General features: G+C 58.8%; 18 protein-coding genes and 1 tRNA gene. 15 read left to right on the top strand and 4 right to left on the bottom strand.

The window, feature by feature from the left end:
- Positions 1-109 precede the first annotated feature (109 nt).
- The 6 genes from modA to AC4IHP_RS05135 all read left to right on the top strand — a co-directional run bounded on the left by modA (position 110) and on the right by AC4IHP_RS05135 (position 5,243).
- The gene (gene modA, locus AC4IHP_RS05160; protein ID WP_490831042.1) at positions 110-877 is read left to right on the top strand and encodes a molybdate ABC transporter substrate-binding protein; all 768 of its coding nucleotides are present in this window, start codon (positions 110-112) and stop codon (positions 875-877) included.
- Complete coding sequence (modB, locus tag AC4IHP_RS05155) at positions 878-1,558, top strand: molybdate ABC transporter permease subunit (RefSeq protein ID WP_460119532.1); 681 nt, start codon at positions 878-880, stop codon at positions 1,556-1,558.
- 3 nt (positions 1,559-1,561) lie between these two features.
- Positions 1,562-2,641, top strand: a complete 1,080-nt coding sequence (gene modC, locus AC4IHP_RS05150; RefSeq protein WP_490831041.1) for a molybdenum ABC transporter ATP-binding protein — start codon at positions 1,562-1,564, stop codon at positions 2,639-2,641.
- A 71-nt stretch (positions 2,642-2,712) separates the two neighbouring features.
- Positions 2,713-3,750 (top strand): DNA topoisomerase IB, encoded by a 1,038-nt coding sequence (locus tag AC4IHP_RS05145; protein WP_490831040.1) that lies wholly within the window; start codon positions 2,713-2,715, stop codon positions 3,748-3,750.
- Positions 3,751-4,660: 910 nt separating this feature from the next.
- On the top strand, positions 4,661-4,891 hold the full coding sequence (locus AC4IHP_RS05140; protein ID WP_039764049.1) for a hypothetical protein: 231 nt from the start codon (positions 4,661-4,663) through the stop codon (positions 4,889-4,891).
- 121 nt (positions 4,892-5,012) lie between these two features.
- Positions 5,013-5,243 carry a hypothetical protein gene (locus AC4IHP_RS05135; RefSeq protein WP_490831039.1) on the top strand — a complete coding sequence of 77 codons (231 nt, stop codon included), beginning with the start codon at positions 5,013-5,015 and terminating at the stop codon, positions 5,241-5,243.
- A 67-nt stretch (positions 5,244-5,310) separates the two neighbouring features.
- Here the strand turns inward: AC4IHP_RS05135 and AC4IHP_RS05130 are convergent, their stop codons facing one another.
- On the bottom strand, positions 5,311-5,478 hold the full coding sequence (locus AC4IHP_RS05130; protein ID WP_110645428.1) for a con-10 family general stress protein: 168 nt from the start codon (positions 5,476-5,478) through the stop codon (positions 5,311-5,313).
- A gap of 327 nt (positions 5,479-5,805) precedes the next feature.
- Here AC4IHP_RS05130 and AC4IHP_RS05125 point away from each other — a divergent pair, with 327 nt between their 5' ends.
- The 5 genes from AC4IHP_RS05125 (at position 5,806) to AC4IHP_RS05105 (ending at position 8,166) form a co-directional block, all read left to right on the top strand.
- Positions 5,806-5,982: a con-10 family general stress protein gene (locus tag AC4IHP_RS05125; RefSeq protein WP_490831038.1), complete on the top strand. Its 177-nt coding sequence runs from the start codon at positions 5,806-5,808 to the stop codon at positions 5,980-5,982.
- A gap of 470 nt (positions 5,983-6,452) precedes the next feature.
- The gene (locus tag AC4IHP_RS05120; protein WP_016774939.1) at positions 6,453-6,803 is read left to right on the top strand and encodes a con-10 family general stress protein; all 351 of its coding nucleotides are present in this window, start codon (positions 6,453-6,455) and stop codon (positions 6,801-6,803) included.
- Between the two features lie 97 nt (positions 6,804-6,900).
- Positions 6,901-7,452, top strand: a complete 552-nt coding sequence (locus AC4IHP_RS05115; RefSeq protein WP_490831037.1) for an ATP-dependent Clp protease proteolytic subunit — start codon at positions 6,901-6,903, stop codon at positions 7,450-7,452.
- A gap of 208 nt (positions 7,453-7,660) precedes the next feature.
- Positions 7,661-7,918, top strand: coding sequence for a DUF6555 family protein (locus tag AC4IHP_RS05110; RefSeq protein ID WP_490831036.1), 258 nt, complete (start codon positions 7,661-7,663; stop codon positions 7,916-7,918).
- Positions 7,915-8,166, top strand: a complete 252-nt coding sequence (locus tag AC4IHP_RS05105) for a hypothetical protein (protein ID WP_490831035.1) — start codon at positions 7,915-7,917, stop codon at positions 8,164-8,166. Before AC4IHP_RS05110 ends, AC4IHP_RS05105 begins: the two co-directional genes overlap by 4 nt.
- 12 nt (positions 8,167-8,178) lie before the next feature.
- On the opposite strand, the gene AC4IHP_RS05100 is transcribed toward AC4IHP_RS05105, so the two are convergent.
- Positions 8,179-8,592 carry a cupin domain-containing protein gene (locus AC4IHP_RS05100; protein WP_490831034.1) on the bottom strand — a complete coding sequence of 138 codons (414 nt, stop codon included), beginning with the start codon at positions 8,590-8,592 and terminating at the stop codon, positions 8,179-8,181.
- Positions 8,593-8,715: 123 nt separating this feature from the next.
- The gene (locus AC4IHP_RS05095; RefSeq protein ID WP_490831033.1) at positions 8,716-9,609 is read right to left on the bottom strand and encodes a transcriptional regulator GcvA; all 894 of its coding nucleotides are present in this window, start codon (positions 9,607-9,609) and stop codon (positions 8,716-8,718) included.
- Positions 9,610-9,717: 108 nt separating this feature from the next.
- Here AC4IHP_RS05095 and gstA point away from each other — a divergent pair, with 108 nt between their 5' ends.
- The 3 genes from gstA (at position 9,718) to AC4IHP_RS05080 (ending at position 13,032) form a co-directional block, all read left to right on the top strand.
- On the top strand, positions 9,718-10,329 hold the full coding sequence (gstA, locus tag AC4IHP_RS05090; RefSeq protein WP_460119551.1) for a glutathione transferase GstA: 612 nt from the start codon (positions 9,718-9,720) through the stop codon (positions 10,327-10,329).
- A 72-nt stretch (positions 10,330-10,401) separates the two neighbouring features.
- A complete protein-coding gene (locus tag AC4IHP_RS05085) occupies positions 10,402-10,782 on the top strand; it encodes a RidA family protein (protein WP_056789594.1) in 381 nt (126 codons plus the stop codon).
- Between the two features lie 261 nt (positions 10,783-11,043).
- Positions 11,044-13,032, top strand: coding sequence for a peptidase U32 family protein (locus AC4IHP_RS05080; RefSeq protein WP_490831032.1), 1,989 nt, complete (start codon positions 11,044-11,046; stop codon positions 13,030-13,032).
- A gap of 114 nt (positions 13,033-13,146) precedes the next feature.
- On the opposite strand, the gene AC4IHP_RS05075 is transcribed toward AC4IHP_RS05080, so the two are convergent.
- Positions 13,147-13,221: transfer RNA gene (locus AC4IHP_RS05075), tRNA-Gln, on the bottom strand.
- 307 nt (positions 13,222-13,528) lie between these two features.
- On the opposite strand from AC4IHP_RS05075, the gene AC4IHP_RS05070 reads away from it, so the two are divergent.
- Complete coding sequence (locus AC4IHP_RS05070; protein WP_490831031.1) at positions 13,529-14,563, top strand: alpha/beta fold hydrolase; 1,035 nt, start codon at positions 13,529-13,531, stop codon at positions 14,561-14,563.
- The last annotated feature ends 17 nt before the right edge of the window (positions 14,564-14,580 follow it).

Genomic DNA, 14,580 nt, shown 5'->3' with positions numbered 1-14,580 from the left:
TCCCTCGCCACTGGGCGGCGTCTCGCTATATATTTCCGTATACAGCGATTGCGCCCGTGTATCGGCGTTATCCAAAGCAAAGTATTTAACGCCGATCACGGAGCCTTACATGACACCTGCTGCCACACGCCTCGCCCCTGCCTGCCTCGCCTCATTCCTCGTATTTTTCAGCATTGGCGCCGCGCAGGCTGACGAAGTACAAGTGGCGGTCGCCGCCAATTTCACCGCGCCCATCCAGGCCATCGCTGCCGACTTTGAAAAAGACACCGGCCACAAATTGGTCGCTGCTTACGGCGCCACCGGCCAGTTCTACACCCAGATCAAAAACGGCGCCCCCTTCCAAGTTTTTCTCGCAGCTGACGACAGCACCCCGGCAAAGCTCGAACAGGAAGGCGAGATCGTCAAAGGGTCGCGCTTCACCTACGCCATCGGCACGCTGGCGCTGTGGTCAGCGAAAGAGGGCTATGTGGATTCGCAAGGCGAAATACTGAAAACCAACCAATACCAACATCTGTCGATCGCCAATCCGAAAGCCGCGCCGTACGGGCTCGCCGCCACTCAGGTGCTGGAAAAGCTCAAGCTGACAGACGCTACCAAAGCGAAAATCGTCGAAGGCCAGAACATCACTCAGGCTTACCAGTTCGTCTCCACCGGCAACGCTGAACTGGGTTTTGTCGCGCTTTCGCAAATCTACAAGGACGGCAAAATCAGCAGCGGCTCGGCATGGATTGTCCCGGCTGCTCTGCATGATCCGATCAAACAGGACGCGGTGATCTTGAACAAAGGCAAGGACAGCGCCGCTGCCAAGGCTTTGGTCGATTACCTCAAAAGCCCGAAAGCCGCAGCAGTGATCAAGTCCTACGGGTATCAACTGTAAATGTCGCTGACCAGTGCCGATTTCGCCGCGATCTGGCTGACCCTGAAACTGGCGTCGCTGACCACCGCGATCCTGCTGGTGATCGGCACACCGATCGCGTTATGGCTGTCGCGCACCTCGTCCTGGTTGCGCGGGCCGATTGGCGCCATCGTCGCCCTGCCGCTGGTGCTGCCGCCGACGGTGATCGGTTTTTATCTGCTGCTGGCGCTGGGGCCGCACGGTTTTCTCGGTCAGTTCACTCAATGGGTGGGATTAGGCACGCTGACGTTCAGTTTCACCGGGCTGGTCATCGGTTCGGTGATCTACTCCATGCCGTTCGTGGTGCAACCGCTGCAAAACGCTTTCTCAGCGATTGGCACACGTCCGCTCGAAGTCGCGGCGACCTTGCGCGCCAATCCCTGGGATACGTTTTTCAGCGTGATCCTGCCACTGGCACGCCCCGGTTTCATCACCGCAGCGATCCTCGGCTTCGCCCACACCGTGGGTGAATTCGGCGTGGTGCTGATGATCGGCGGCAACATTCCCGACAAGACGCGCGTGGTCTCGGTGCAGATTTACGACCATGTCGAAGCGCTGGAATATGCCCAGGCGCACTGGCTGTCCGCGGCGATGCTGGTGTTTTCGTTTCTGGTGTTGCTGGCGCTGTATTCCAGCCGCAAGACCCGCGCAGGCTGGAGCTGATCGATGATCGATGTACGCCTGAAACGCACTTATCCAGGGTTCGAACTGGATGTCGATCTGCAAGTGCCGGGCCGCGGTGTCACCGCGCTGTTTGGCGATTCCGGCTCGGGCAAGACGACGTGCCTGCGCTGCATCGCCGGGCTGGAGCGCGCCGAGCAGGGTTTTGTGCAGATCAACAATGAGGTCTGGCAGGACAGCGCCAAGGGCATCTTCGTCCCGCCGCATAAACGTGCGCTTGGCTATGTGTTTCAGGAAGCCAGCCTGTTCCCGCATCTATCGGTGCTGGCCAATCTGGAGTTTGGTCTCAAACGCATCGCCAGGTCGCAACGCCGCGTCGATATCAACCAGGCCACAGAACTGCTCGGCATCAGCCACTTGCTCGAGCGTCATCCACAGCATCTGTCCGGCGGCGAACGGCAGCGCGTCGGCATCGCCCGCGCTCTGCTGACCAGCCCGAAACTGCTGCTCATGGACGAGCCACTGGCGGCGCTCGACAGCCGGCGCAAAAGCGAAATTTTGCCGTACCTGCAACGCCTGCACGACGAACTGGATATTCCGCTGCTGTACGTCAGCCATGCGCAGGATGAAGTCGCACGTCTGGCCGATCATCTGGTGTTGCTCCGTGATGGCAAAGCCCTCGCCAGCGGCCCGATCGGCGAAACCCTTGCGCGCCTGGATCTGCCTTTGGCGCTGGGCGATGACGCCGGGGTGATCATCGAAGGCCAGGTCAGCGCCTACGACGCCACCTATCAATTGCTCAGCCTGCAACTGCCGGCCACTGCAATGAACATTCGCGTCACCCATGCGCCGATGGCCGTGGGCCAGGCTCTGCGCTGCAAAGTGCACGCGCGCGACATCAGCCTGGCGCTGAATAACGATGCAGCCAGCAGCATTCTCAATCGTCTGCCCGTTACGGTGATCAGCGAACAGGCCGCTGACAACAGTGCCCATGTGCTGATTCGCCTTGATGCCGGGGGTACACCGCTGCTGGCGCGGATCACCCGCTTTTCGCGGGATCAATTAGGCGTGCACCCGGGCCAGCGGCTGTGGGCGCAGATCAAGGCGGTGGCGGTGCTCGCATAAATCATTCGGCACGACGGCCAGCGCCTGCGGTCAATCAGTTACAGACTGCCGTATGACCGAAGGAAACCGCCATGCCCGATACCGTGCTGACAGATGCTCTGCCCGCCGATCTGCATTACGTCGATGACACTCAGCCTGGTATCACCCGCAAGAAACTGCGCGGCAAGTTCGTTTATTTCGAACCATCGGGACAGCGCATCACCGACCCGGACGAAATCAAACGCATCAATGCCCTCGCGGTGCCGCCGGCCTACACCGATGTGTGGATCTGTGCCGACCCGCGCGGTCATTTGCAGGCCACCGGCCGCGATGCACGCGGGCGCAAACAGTACCGTTATCACGCACGCTGGCGCGAAGTGCGCGACGCCGACAAATACTCGCGTCTGCGCGAATTCGGCCTGGCCCTGCCAAAGCTGCGGCGCCAGCTTGAGGCGCTGCTCGACGCCCCGGGCTTCAGCCGCGACAAGGTCATGGCCACGGTGATTACCTTGCTCGACGCCACGCTGATCCGCGTCGGTAATACGCAATATGCGCGGGACAATCGCTCTTATGGCCTGACCACGTTGCGCAGTCGGCATGTCGAGGTCAACGGCAGCGCGATCCTGTTCCAGTTCCGTGGCAAGAGCGGCATCGAGCACCAGATCACCGTGAAGGATCGTCGCCTGGCGCGAATCATCAAGCGCTGCCTGGAGATCCCTGGGCAAAACCTGTTTCAGTATCTTGATGAAAATGGCGAACGGCACACCGTCACCTCCTCCGACGTCAATGCCTATCTGCAAAAGCTTACCGGCGCTGAATTTACCGCCAAGGACTACCGCACCTGGGCGGGCAGCGCCTTGGCGTTGTCGGTGTTGCGCGAGTTGCAGCATGAGTCGGAAACCGAAGCCAAGCGCCATGTGGTCGAAGCGGTGAAGAACGTCGCCAAACAGCTGGGCAACACGCCAGCGGTGTGTCGCAAATGCTACATCCACCCTGCCGTGCTCGAACATTTCATGCTCGGCGCCCTTGCCGAACTGCCCCGCCCGCGCGTACGCAAAGGCCTGCGCGCCGAGGAAGTGGCCTTAGCGATGTTTCTCGAACGCATGTGCGAAGTGACTGAGGCGTCTTGATCCTCGATGCCCGCCGCTCATCGTGGGGTTGGCGGGAACTTGAGTACAACGGAAAACCCCTGTGGGAGTGGGCTTGCTCACGAAGGTGGCAGGTCAGGCGGATTATTTGCGACTGATACACCGCTTTCGCGAGCAGGCTCGCTCCCACATGAGATTTGGGGAGTTGGCGGGAGTTTGAGTACAACGGAAAACACTGTGGGAGTGGGCTTGCTCACGAAGGCGGCAGGTCAGGCGGATTATTTGCGACTGATACACCGCTTTCGCGAGCAGGCTCGCTCCCACAATGGATTTGTGGGTTGCCGGGGATGGCGGGTGTAATGCGAAATCCTGTGGGAGTGGGCTTGCTCACGAAGGCGGCAGGTCAGGCGGGTTATTTGCGACTGATACACCGCTTTCGCGAGCAGGCTCGCTCCCACAATGGATTTGTGAGTTGCCGGGGATGGCGGGTGTAACGCGAAATCCTGTGGGAGTGGGCTTGCTCACGAAGGCGCCAGGTCAGGCGGGTTAATTGCGACTGACACTCCGCTTTCGCGAGCGAGCCCGCTCCCACATGAGATTTGGGGAGTTGGCGGGAGTTGAGTACAACGGAAAACCCTGTGGGAGTGGGCTTGCTCACGAAGGCGGCAGGTCAGGCAATTTATCTGTGGCTGACACTCCGCTTTCGCGAGCAAGCCCGCTCCCACATGAGATTTGGGGAGTTGGCGGGAGTTTGAGTACAACGGAAAACACTGTGGGAGTGGGCTTGCTCAAGAAGGCGCCAGGTCAGGCGGACTATTTGCGACTGACACACGGCCTTCGCGAGCAAGCCCGCTCTCACAAGGATTCCGCCGACGAGTTGAGCTGGGTATTTTTTGCACGATCGCACAGGGCTTCTATAGTTGATCTGACACGAATCAACTGCGGTGGCGCCATGGAAGACATTTTCGTCGTGAAGCGTTGCAACAAGATCGTCATTCACGGCCGCCGCGCCGGAGACAGCCAGCAGGAGCCCGCCGAAGCATCGGCATGGTTTCGCATCTGCGACACACGCACCGCTGGCTTCATCGGCGATGGCTTTGACGAGCAAGCGGATGCTCAACGCGAATGTCAGCGCCTCAACGCAGCGAGTTCTCAACTACCGGCCCGCCAACACTCCGGCTGATGCCCGGCAACAGCGGGTCTATACTGAAACCAGCTGATGGAGCAGCACCCCAACAGCAGAAGGCTCGCAACATGCGGGCTTTTTGTTGCGGTTCAGCGGTTTCATTGAACGGAGGTGTTCCATGTCCGAAAAAGAGTCCATCACCACCCTCCTCACCCTGCTCGACGCCCGCCAGGAGCGCCTCGCAGCCGCCTGCAAAGAAATTGCCGACTGGGTTGATCATCAGGGCGGGCATCCGACAGCGTTGCGCATTCGCGACCGGCTGCACGACATTGAAAAAGATGCGCCGCTGATCCGCGATACGCTCTCGACGCTCAAACCGATCGACCGGCCATTGCCACGGTTCAGATAGGCCTCAGCGTAGCAGTCCTCTCTGCATCGGCGCAGAGAGGACGCCGATTGGTACTTTTCCGACCGACTCAGTCGCCCTTGCCGGTACGGCCGCCTCCATGGCTGTGCTGCCCGCCGACGCGTGCCTTCTCGGCCCGATCAACTTTCACGTTGACTGGACTCTCGCCTTTCTTGCCGGCTTCCTTGATTTTCTGTGGGTCTTCAGCAAACGGTTGATCCTTGTGATGATTGGTCATCTCAATGTCCTCAGACTAGTTAATACATACACTTAACAGACTCTAGTTTCAGCCAATCACAGTTCAACTTCGCACCGACAAATGGTCAGAAAGCCGAAGCGAAGCGGTAACAAACTCCAACCTCTTTTGCACACCGCCCAGCAACTTGAAAAGTTATACGAAGCGGCGCAGAAAACAGCAGACTGTATAAGTTTCATCACAAAGTTACCGTTCATCGGCCTGAGGAAAAATTTTCAAAACATTTTTCGCCGGCTCGTAATCGGAGTAGATGTCCGGTGCGACAACGGACATAACTAGCGAAACGTTAATTGATATCGGAGAGCTATCATGACCACAGGAAATAAAAATCCAGGTAACTTCGCAAACGATCGTGAAAAGGCATCTGAAGCCGGCAAGAAAGGCGGTCAGTCGTCGGGCGGCAACTTTGCCAATGATCGTGAAAAAGCATCCGAGGCTGGCCGCAAAGGCGGGCAGAACAGCCACGGCGGCGGTCGCAATTCCTGAGCAAGCGGTACAAGGGCAGCCTCGCTGCCCTTTGAAATCAGCTGATGGAGCGTAATCATGAGAACGGTACCGGCTTTTGCACGAGGCGAAGTGCAACGAAACAAGGGAGCGGAAGTGTATCCCGAAGCAGCGCGCAGTTCGCACGTGACCAGGTCGGACAGTCCGTCGGTGTCACCTTGTGTCGAACGACAGCAAATCAGTCCAAGGCACCGGGAAAGTGTTCAGCAGGAATGTTATGAACGCCGGGAACTTGCAGTAAATTCTGAAAACTCCCGGACACCGGATACAACGCCGACTTATGAGCGCTCCTCTTAGCGCATAGGTCTAACTTGTAGTCACAAGACAAGCAAGACCAACTAAAGCAAACGACATCAGTAACCTTTATGAGCATTTCGCGAACAACGACGGCACGTAGTGTGTGCATCCTTGATTCGCCGAGTGCCTATATAGAGAAAATGAGGAAGTTTGAAATGGCACAAGATAAACAACAAGGCAGCATGTCGGTTAACGAAGCAGGCAAGAAAGGTGGTGATGCCACTTCGGCTTCGCACGATAAAGAGTTCTATCAGGAAATCGGCAGTAAAGGCGGCCAGAACAGTGGCGGCAACTTCAAGAATGATCCTGAGCGCGCCTCCGAAGCCGGGAGCAAAGGTGGCCAGAACAGCGGTGGCAATTTTGCCAACGATCGGGACAGAGCGTCCGAAGCGGGCAGCAAGGGCGGCCAGAGCAGCGGCGGCAACTTTGCCAACGATCGGGAAAAAGCCTCTGAAGCTGGACACAAAGGTGGTCAAAACAGCCATGGTGGCGGGCGCAACAGTTGATACGCCGGGTGCAGTGGAGCCTGGCTCCCCTGCCCACTTTCATTCAAGCGAAATTACAGCTATTGCTCAGGAGTCCTGACCAGCCGAGGGAAACGCCATGCCTGTTCATGTCATCAACTTCACCGGCCCGATCAACGCCTCGACTTGCGGCCAACTGATCGATAAAGCCTCGCTCGCCGTAAAGGAAGATGCACCGCGACTGATCGTCAACATCGCCACAATGGGCGGTGAATGCAGTTACGGTTTCACGATGTACAACTTCCTATTGGCCCTGCCTATTCCGGTGCACACCCACAATTTGGGAACGGTCGAGTCGATGGGCAATGTTGTCTTCCTCGCTGGCCAGCGCCGTACCGCCTGTACCCACAGCAAGTTTCTGTTTCACCCATTTCATTGGCACCTGCAAGGTTCGGTCGATCACTCGCGCATGTCGGAATACGCCATGAGCCTGGATTACGACTTGCATCTCTACGCCCAGATTGTCGCCGAGCGTACGAGCAACGGAAAAAATGCGCTGGAGACAGAGAAATATCTGACAGCAGCGCCGCGCATCATCAATCCTGAAGAAGCCATGCATTCAGGCCTTATCACGGCGATTGAAAACACCGAGGTTCACGCGGACTTTGTCTGCTCGTGCATCTACTCCTGACTCGTCCCACTTGATAACGCGTCGTAGCGGGCGCGTTCCTGTCTTAACAACCGGCAATTCAGCAAAAATTCCAGACGAACTTGTACAGAATCGATCTGCCGTACAGGCTTACAAAGCGCCCAATCAGCCGGTCATCACGCCCGTTTCAATTTCTCTGAATTATTCATTTCGCCAGACATCCCTCTTTTTAAGCAGCTGGAGGAAATGTATGAGCGTAGCGGATTTGTACGTGATCGATTACCTGCTTCACGGAAAGCCCAGGTCATTCGTCATTCGCACAAAAAACATGAACAACGCCGAAGCGTGGCAGTGGGCAAGTTGCGACGCAGGAATCGCGCCCATCCCGCGCCCCGGTCGGCCTCCGTTGAAACGTTTTTCCAAACCAATGGCAGAACGCTTTGGCGTTACCGCCGTGCACTGGCGCGAGTCGGTGCCGCTGGTCTGGGAGGAGGATCACGCAAGATGACTGAACAGCTCTTGAGATTCGGTTTCGGCCGTTCATGGGATGACGAGATGGCCAATAACGCCGCAATGTTCCGAGAGGCCGACTTGATGGAAGAAGCGGCCTATCAACTCATTGGGGACGATACCGACAACCCTGAAGCCTGGGCTCGTTTCACCGAGGCCAAGGCTCTGGCCGACGCCAAGCGAACGGCGGCCTTTCAGGACTGGATGCGCATCAAGCGTGCAATGAGCAAACCGCACTCGAAATAGCTGGCCGACGCATCACGGCTTGAGGATCAGCAGCGGTTCGCCTTTCGGGACGACGTAAGTGGCCAGTTCGACGCCTTTCTCGTTGCCAACGTTTTTGGCCACATGCGCGACGCCTGCCGGAATGAACAACGAATCGCCGGCCTTGAGTATCACCGGCGCCCGCCCTTCGAGCTGATACTCGAACGTGCCGCTGATGACATAAGCGACTTCCACGCCGGGGTGCGCATGCCGTGGCGCGCTGACGCCAGCGTCGAAATCGATACGCGCCTGAATCACTTCGCGATTGTCAGCGCCGAGATCCTGACGAACCAGATCGGTACGGCTCAGACCTTTCTGCCAGCTCGTTGCCGGCGCATCCCCCGCATGGGCGAAGCCGGTCAGGGAGGCGAAGACAACGGCAGAAGCCAGAAACAGTGGACGGTACATGGTGATGCCCTCTTGAGCGTAGTGTTGGTGTGAGGGCTACTTTGGGCTCGGCATGTAGGGCGGATGTGTCTCGAAGGCGCAGTTTGGTGTTGCCGTGTGTATCGGCTGGGGGTTGATACATGCTTATACGAACGTGTCGCTGGCCACCGCCACAAGCCACTTTCTGAAAGCGCTGATCTTTGGCGATTCAGCGGTTTCATGGGGTGTAACCAAATAGAAACCGAGATCATCCTGCAGGCGCAGGTCGAACGGTGCGACCAATCGGCCCGCACGCAAATCGTCGTTTACGTAAGTCGAACGACCGATGCACACGCCCTGCCCGTCAATTGCCGCCTGCACCGCCATCATCGCCAGATCGAAGGTCAGCTTCGCGCCGTCGGCCAACTGCGCAGGCTGGCCGGCGGCGCTGAGCCACGCCTGCCAGTCGCTGGCGGTGAGGCCGCTAACTTGTACAAGCGTGTGACCAGCCAGATTTTCCGGAGTATGCAATGTCGTCGCCACTTCCGGACTGCACACGGGAAATACCTCATCGGCCATGAGAAAGTCCGCGCGCAAACCTTTCCAGTCGCCCCGTCCGTAGCGAATCGCCGCGTCGATGCCTCCTCGGCGAAAATCCACCAGATCGGTAGTGGCGCTGATGCGCACATCGATGTCCGGGAACGCCTGCTGAAATGCCGGAAGGCGCGGCAAAAGCCATTTCGACGCAACCGAGACCAGCGTGCTGATGGTCAATACGCTGGACCCGCGCGACTCGAGTAATTGTTGCGTCGAATGGCGCAACGCTTGAAATGCAGAACGCACCCCCGGCAGGTAGGCCTGCCCGTCTTCGCTAAGCGCCAGGCCATCCTTGAGGCGCAGGAACAATGCCACGCCCAACTCGGTTTCGAGGCGCCTGATCTGGTGACTGATTGCTGTCTGCGTGACGTTCAACTCGGTCGCAGCGGTGGTAAAGCTCATATGCCGAGCCGCCGCTTCGAACGCGCGCAGGCCGTTGAGGGAAGGAAGTCTGGTAGTCATAAGGCTAAGGAGCGCATGAGAATTTGTCATACGCTAGCACTGCAAATGACCTTTGCGGAAGTTTTGCCCGCAGAGGATCGTGGCGCCTCCACTTTCAATGGACTTGCCATGAAACTGTACTTTGCACCGATGACCTGTTCGCTCGCCCCGCATATCGTCATGCGCGAACTCCGCTTGCCGTTCGAAATGATCCGCGTCAACAACCAGACCAAGCGCACCGCTGACGGCCGTGACTTCCGCGAGATCAATCCGAAAGGCTACGTGGCCGCGCTGCAACTGGATAACGGCGAAGTGCTCACTGAAGGCCCGGCGATCCTGCAGTTTCTCGCCGATCAAGCCCCCGGGAACGACGTGGCACCTGCCGCAGGTACGTGGCAGCGCGCACGTTTGCAGGAACACCTGAACTTCATCAGCTCAGAGATTCATGCCGCCAGCGCGCCATTGTTCAGCGTAGAAATCCCCGAGCCGGTCAAAGCGATTTTTCGGCAAAAACTGTTCAAACGGCTGGATTACCTTGAGGGCACCCTGACGGATCGGGACTATCTGACGGGCGGCTTCGGCGTTGCCGATGCCTACCTGTTCACGGTCCTGAACTGGCTACCGACGTTCAGCATCGACATCAGCGAATGGCCAGCGCTGGCCACCTATATGCAACGCATCGGCGCGCGACCCAGTGTGCTTGCGGCAATTGCCGCAGAAGAAGCGACTTTGCCAGTCTGAACCCGTGCGGGCCATGGCCGGAGGGAATCTGTAAACTGCCGCAATCTTCATTCACTCAAACAAGAGATCCCCATGGCCAATCAAGACATCATTTTCACGCCGGATCCCGACACCGATTCGATTTCTTCCGACGTTGCCACCTTCGGCGGGATCATGGTTTCCACGCAGATTCCAACCCGCGCCGATGGCAGCCTGGAACTGGGCGGCATCACCGAGCAGAGCGAGTGCACGCTGCAAGCGCTGAAAGTCGCCCTGGAACGTGCCGGCAGTTCGATGGACCGGGTGCTGCACCTGACCATCTACCTCACCGACATGGCTGATCGCGCGGCGTTCAACGAAGTCTATAAACGCTACTTTGCCAAGCCGTGGCCGGTGCGGGCGGCGGTGGGCGTGGCGTCGCTGGCGGTTGAAGGGATGCGCGTGGAAGTGACGGCGATGGCGGCCAAGGGCTGATTGAAATTGCAAAGTGTCATTTCAATGATTTTCGGATGACACACCGCTTTCGCGAGCAGGCTCGCTCCCACAATGGATGTATTCCGGCCCGGAGCTGACCCTGCGGGAGCGAGCCTGCTCGCGAAGAGGCCGGCATATTCAATTCAATAACTTGCCGAACTGACCCGATCGTCAGCCACCACCGGGCAGCACACACGTGCCCGCCGCGCGTTTCACGGGTAGAATGCGCGACTTGCCCGTGACCGCCTGACTAAAAAAACTATGTCCTTGCCCAAGCATCACCTGGAATTGCTCAGCCCTGCCCGCGATGTCGCCATTGCCCGCGAGGCCATCTTGCATGGCGCCGACGCCGTGTACATCGGCGGCCCGAGTTTCGGTGCACGCCACAACGCCTGTAACGAAGTCAGCGAAATCGCCGAGCTGGTCGAATTCGCCCGCCGTTACCATGCGCGTATTTTCACCACCATCAACACCATCCTGCACGACAACGAACTGGAGCCGGCGCGCAAGCTGATCCATCAGTTGTACGACGCCGGTGTCGATGCGCTGATCGTCCAGGACCTGGGCGTGATGGAGCTGGACATTCCGCCGATCGAGCTGCACGCCTCGACCCAGACCGATATCCGCACGCTGGAGCGGGCAAAGTTTCTCGATCAGGCCGGTTTCTCGCAGTTGGTGTTGGCCCGTGAGCTGAACCTGAAAGAAATCCGCGCCATCGCCGATGAAACCGATGCGGCGATCGAGTTCTTCATCCACGGCGCGCTGTGCGTGGCCTTCTCCGGCCAGTGCAACATCTCCCACGCGCAAACCGGCCGCAGCGCCAACCGTGGCGACTGCTCCCAGGCGTGCCGCTTGCCCTACACCCTCAAGGATGAAAAGGGTGGCGTGATCGCCTACGAAAAACACCTGCTGTCGATGAAAGACAACAATCAGAGCGCCAACATCCGCGCACTGGTCGAGGCCGGCGTGCGTTCGTTCAAGATCGAAGGTCGCTACAAGGACATGGGCTATGTGAAGAACATCACGTCCTATTACCGCCAGCGCCTCGACGATGTGCTTGAAGACCGCCCGGACCTGGCCCGCGCTTCCAGCGGCCGCACCGTGCATTTCTTCGTGCCCGATCCGGAAAAGACCTTCCACCGTGGCAGCACCGATTATTTCGTTACCGATCGCAAGATCGACATCGGCGCCTTCGATTCGCCAACCTTCACCGGCCTGCCGGTCGGTACCGTGGAAAAAGTCGGCAAGCGTGACATGCAGGTCATCACCCATGAGCCGCTGTCCAACGGTGACGGCCTGAACGTACTGGTCAAACGCGAAGTGGTCGGTTTCCGCGCCAACATCGCCGAAGCCAAAGGCGAGTTCGAAGAAGACGGTGAGAAGCGCTACCGCTACCGCGTCGAGCCGAACGAAATGCCCGAAGGCCTGTTCAAGCTGCGCCCAAGCCACCCGCTCAATCGCAACCTTGATCACAACTGGCAGCAAGCTTTGCAGAAGACCTCTTCGGAACGTCGCGTCGCCCTGAGCTGGTTCGCTCGTCTGCGTGAAGAACAGCTGGAAGTGACCGCGACCAGCGAAGAAGGCATCAGCGCCAGCGTCACCCTGAACGGGCCGTTCGGCGCTGCCAACAAGCCGGAACAGGCGCTGGAGCAACTGCGCGACCTGCTCGGCCAGCTCGGCACCACGCAGTATCACGCCACCGACATCAAGCTGGATGCGCCGCAAGCGTTCTTCATTCCCAACTCGCAGCTCAAATCCCTGCGTCGTGAAGTGATCGAAGCGCTGACGGCGGCCCGCGTCGCCGCGCATCCGCGTGGCAGCCGCAAGGCCGAAACCACGCCGCCACCGGTGTACCCGGATTCGCACCTGACCTTCCTCGCCAACGTCTACAACCAGAAGGCCCGCGACTTCTACCACCGTCACGGCGTCAAGCTGATCGACGCGGCGTACGAAGCTCACGAAGAGCCGGGCGAAGTGCCAGTGATGATCACCAAGCACTGCCTGCGGTTCTCCTTCAACCTGTGCCCGAAACAGGCCAAAGGCGTCACCGGTGTGCGTACCAAGGTCGCGCCGATGCAGTTGATCCACGGCGATGAGGTGCTGACGCTGAAGTTCGATTGCAAGCCGTGCGAGATGCACATCATCGGCAAGATGAAAGGCCACATCCTCAACCTGCCGCAGCCGGGCAGCGTGGTCGGCCACATCAGCCCTGAAGACCTGATGAAAACCATCCCGCGCGCACCGCACTGAGTGACCGGCCTGCGCGGTGCTTCGGCGCCGCGCAAGCCCGGTTGGCTCAAGCGCGGTAAATCGCAGGCATAAAAAAACGCCAACTTCTTGCGAAGTTGGCGTTTTTTTCGTAGATGGCAGGGGCGGCTGGATTCGAACCAACGCATGGCAGGATCAAAACCTGCTGCCTTACCGCTTGGCGACGCCCCTGTAGCTCTGGTCAGCGGCTCCGTGAGGATCGCTGTGAGAACGGGGCGCAATTTAACAACATTCATTTCATTTGGGAAGCCCGAGATGAAATATTTTTTGTTTTAAAACAGCCACTTATTATTTTCGCGCGAAAACTCACCGTTTCATCGCCATGTATCACACTGTGTACGCGCCCCGCCGTCATACACGCCCTTGCAAAACTGCCGTCCGGGGACACAGAACGGATACGTCGCTACGCTTCAATGCACCCAGGGTTTCAAGGGTTCATCCAGCCCCTTGGCCACAGGCTCGCAAAGGAGACGTCAGCATGAAACAGGCTCTGCATACCTCTAAATTCAAAGCCGCACTTGGTTTGTCAGTCTTGGCGCTGTCACTGCTCGGCGCCGTCGGCAGCGCTCAGGCGCAAACCACTGAACCGGCCGCCGTCAGCTATTCCGCGCCCTCTCCTTTCGGCCCGCTGAAGCACATCAAGGCTGGCTTGCTCGACGTGGCCTACGCCGAAACCGGACCTGCCGATGGCCCGGTGGTGATCCTGCTGCACGGCTGGCCCTACGACATTCACAGCTACGACGAAGTCGCGCCACTGCTCGCGGCCAAGGGTTACCGCGTGCTGATGCCGTATGCACGGGGTTATGGCGACACGCAGTTCCTGTCCAAAGCCACTCTGCGCAACGGCCAGCCGGCGGCATTGGCCAGCGACGTCATCGACTTCATGGACGCGCTGAAGATCAAGCAAGCAGTGCTTGGCGGCTACGACTGGGGCGCGCGTTCAGCGGGCATCGTCGCAGCGCTGTGGCCAGAGCGCGTCAAGGCGCTGGTGGCGGTCAGCGGCTACCTGATCGGCAATCAGGCCGCCGGGCAGAATCCACTGCCGCCGAAAGCCGAATTGCAGTGGTGGTACCAGTTCTACTTCGCCACCGAGCGCGGCCGCGCCGGCTATGAAAAGAACACCCACGACTTCGCCAAACTGATCTGGCAACTGGCTTCGCCGCAGTGGAAGTTTGATGACGCCACCTTCGACCGCAGCGCCAAGGCATTGCAAAACCCCGATCACGTGGAAATCACAGTGTTCAACTACCGCTGGCGTCTGGGCCTGGTGCAGGGCGAGGCGAAATATGCAGCGCTGGAAGATAAGCTTGCGACTGCACCGTCGATCAGCGTGCCAACCATTACCCTGGAAGGCGACGCCAATGGAGCGCCGCATCCCAAGCCTGAGGATTATGCCAAGCGTTTTACCGGGAAATATCAGTTCAGGCTGATTGAGGGAGGGGTCGGACATAACTTGCCGCAAGAGGCTCCGAAGGCATTCGCCCAGGCAGTAGTGGATGCCGACCACCTCTGAAGAAAAACACCAGAGTC

The sequence above is a fragment of the Pseudomonas sp. UF-293 genome, from assembly GCF_058245595.1.
Note: the sequence above shows the minus strand (reverse complement) of the source record. Positions and strands in the feature narration are given on the sequence as shown.

Coding starts and splice junctions, on each gene's coding strand:
- modA (WP_490831042.1), top strand. CDS start 110: ATGACACCTGCTGCCACACGCCTCGCCCCTGCCTGCCTCGCCTCATTC.
- modB (WP_460119532.1), top strand. CDS start 878: ATGTCGCTGACCAGTGCCGATTTCGCCGCGATCTGGCTGACCCTGAAA.
- modC (WP_490831041.1), top strand. CDS start 1,562: ATGATCGATGTACGCCTGAAACGCACTTATCCAGGGTTCGAACTGGAT.
- AC4IHP_RS05145 (WP_490831040.1), top strand. CDS start 2,713: ATGCCCGATACCGTGCTGACAGATGCTCTGCCCGCCGATCTGCATTAC.
- AC4IHP_RS05140 (WP_039764049.1), top strand. CDS start 4,661: ATGGAAGACATTTTCGTCGTGAAGCGTTGCAACAAGATCGTCATTCAC.
- AC4IHP_RS05135 (WP_490831039.1), top strand. CDS start 5,013: ATGTCCGAAAAAGAGTCCATCACCACCCTCCTCACCCTGCTCGACGCC.
- AC4IHP_RS05130 (WP_110645428.1), bottom strand. CDS start 5,478: ATGACCAATCATCACAAGGATCAACCGTTTGCTGAAGACCCACAGAAA.
- AC4IHP_RS05125 (WP_490831038.1), top strand. CDS start 5,806: ATGACCACAGGAAATAAAAATCCAGGTAACTTCGCAAACGATCGTGAA.
- AC4IHP_RS05120 (WP_016774939.1), top strand. CDS start 6,453: ATGGCACAAGATAAACAACAAGGCAGCATGTCGGTTAACGAAGCAGGC.
- AC4IHP_RS05115 (WP_490831037.1), top strand. CDS start 6,901: ATGCCTGTTCATGTCATCAACTTCACCGGCCCGATCAACGCCTCGACT.
- AC4IHP_RS05110 (WP_490831036.1), top strand. CDS start 7,661: ATGAGCGTAGCGGATTTGTACGTGATCGATTACCTGCTTCACGGAAAG.
- AC4IHP_RS05105 (WP_490831035.1), top strand. CDS start 7,915: ATGACTGAACAGCTCTTGAGATTCGGTTTCGGCCGTTCATGGGATGAC.
- AC4IHP_RS05100 (WP_490831034.1), bottom strand. CDS start 8,592: ATGTACCGTCCACTGTTTCTGGCTTCTGCCGTTGTCTTCGCCTCCCTG.
- AC4IHP_RS05095 (WP_490831033.1), bottom strand. CDS start 9,609: ATGACTACCAGACTTCCTTCCCTCAACGGCCTGCGCGCGTTCGAAGCG.
- gstA (WP_460119551.1), top strand. CDS start 9,718: ATGAAACTGTACTTTGCACCGATGACCTGTTCGCTCGCCCCGCATATC.
- AC4IHP_RS05085 (WP_056789594.1), top strand. CDS start 10,402: ATGGCCAATCAAGACATCATTTTCACGCCGGATCCCGACACCGATTCG.
- AC4IHP_RS05080 (WP_490831032.1), top strand. CDS start 11,044: ATGTCCTTGCCCAAGCATCACCTGGAATTGCTCAGCCCTGCCCGCGAT.
- AC4IHP_RS05070 (WP_490831031.1), top strand. CDS start 13,529: ATGAAACAGGCTCTGCATACCTCTAAATTCAAAGCCGCACTTGGTTTG.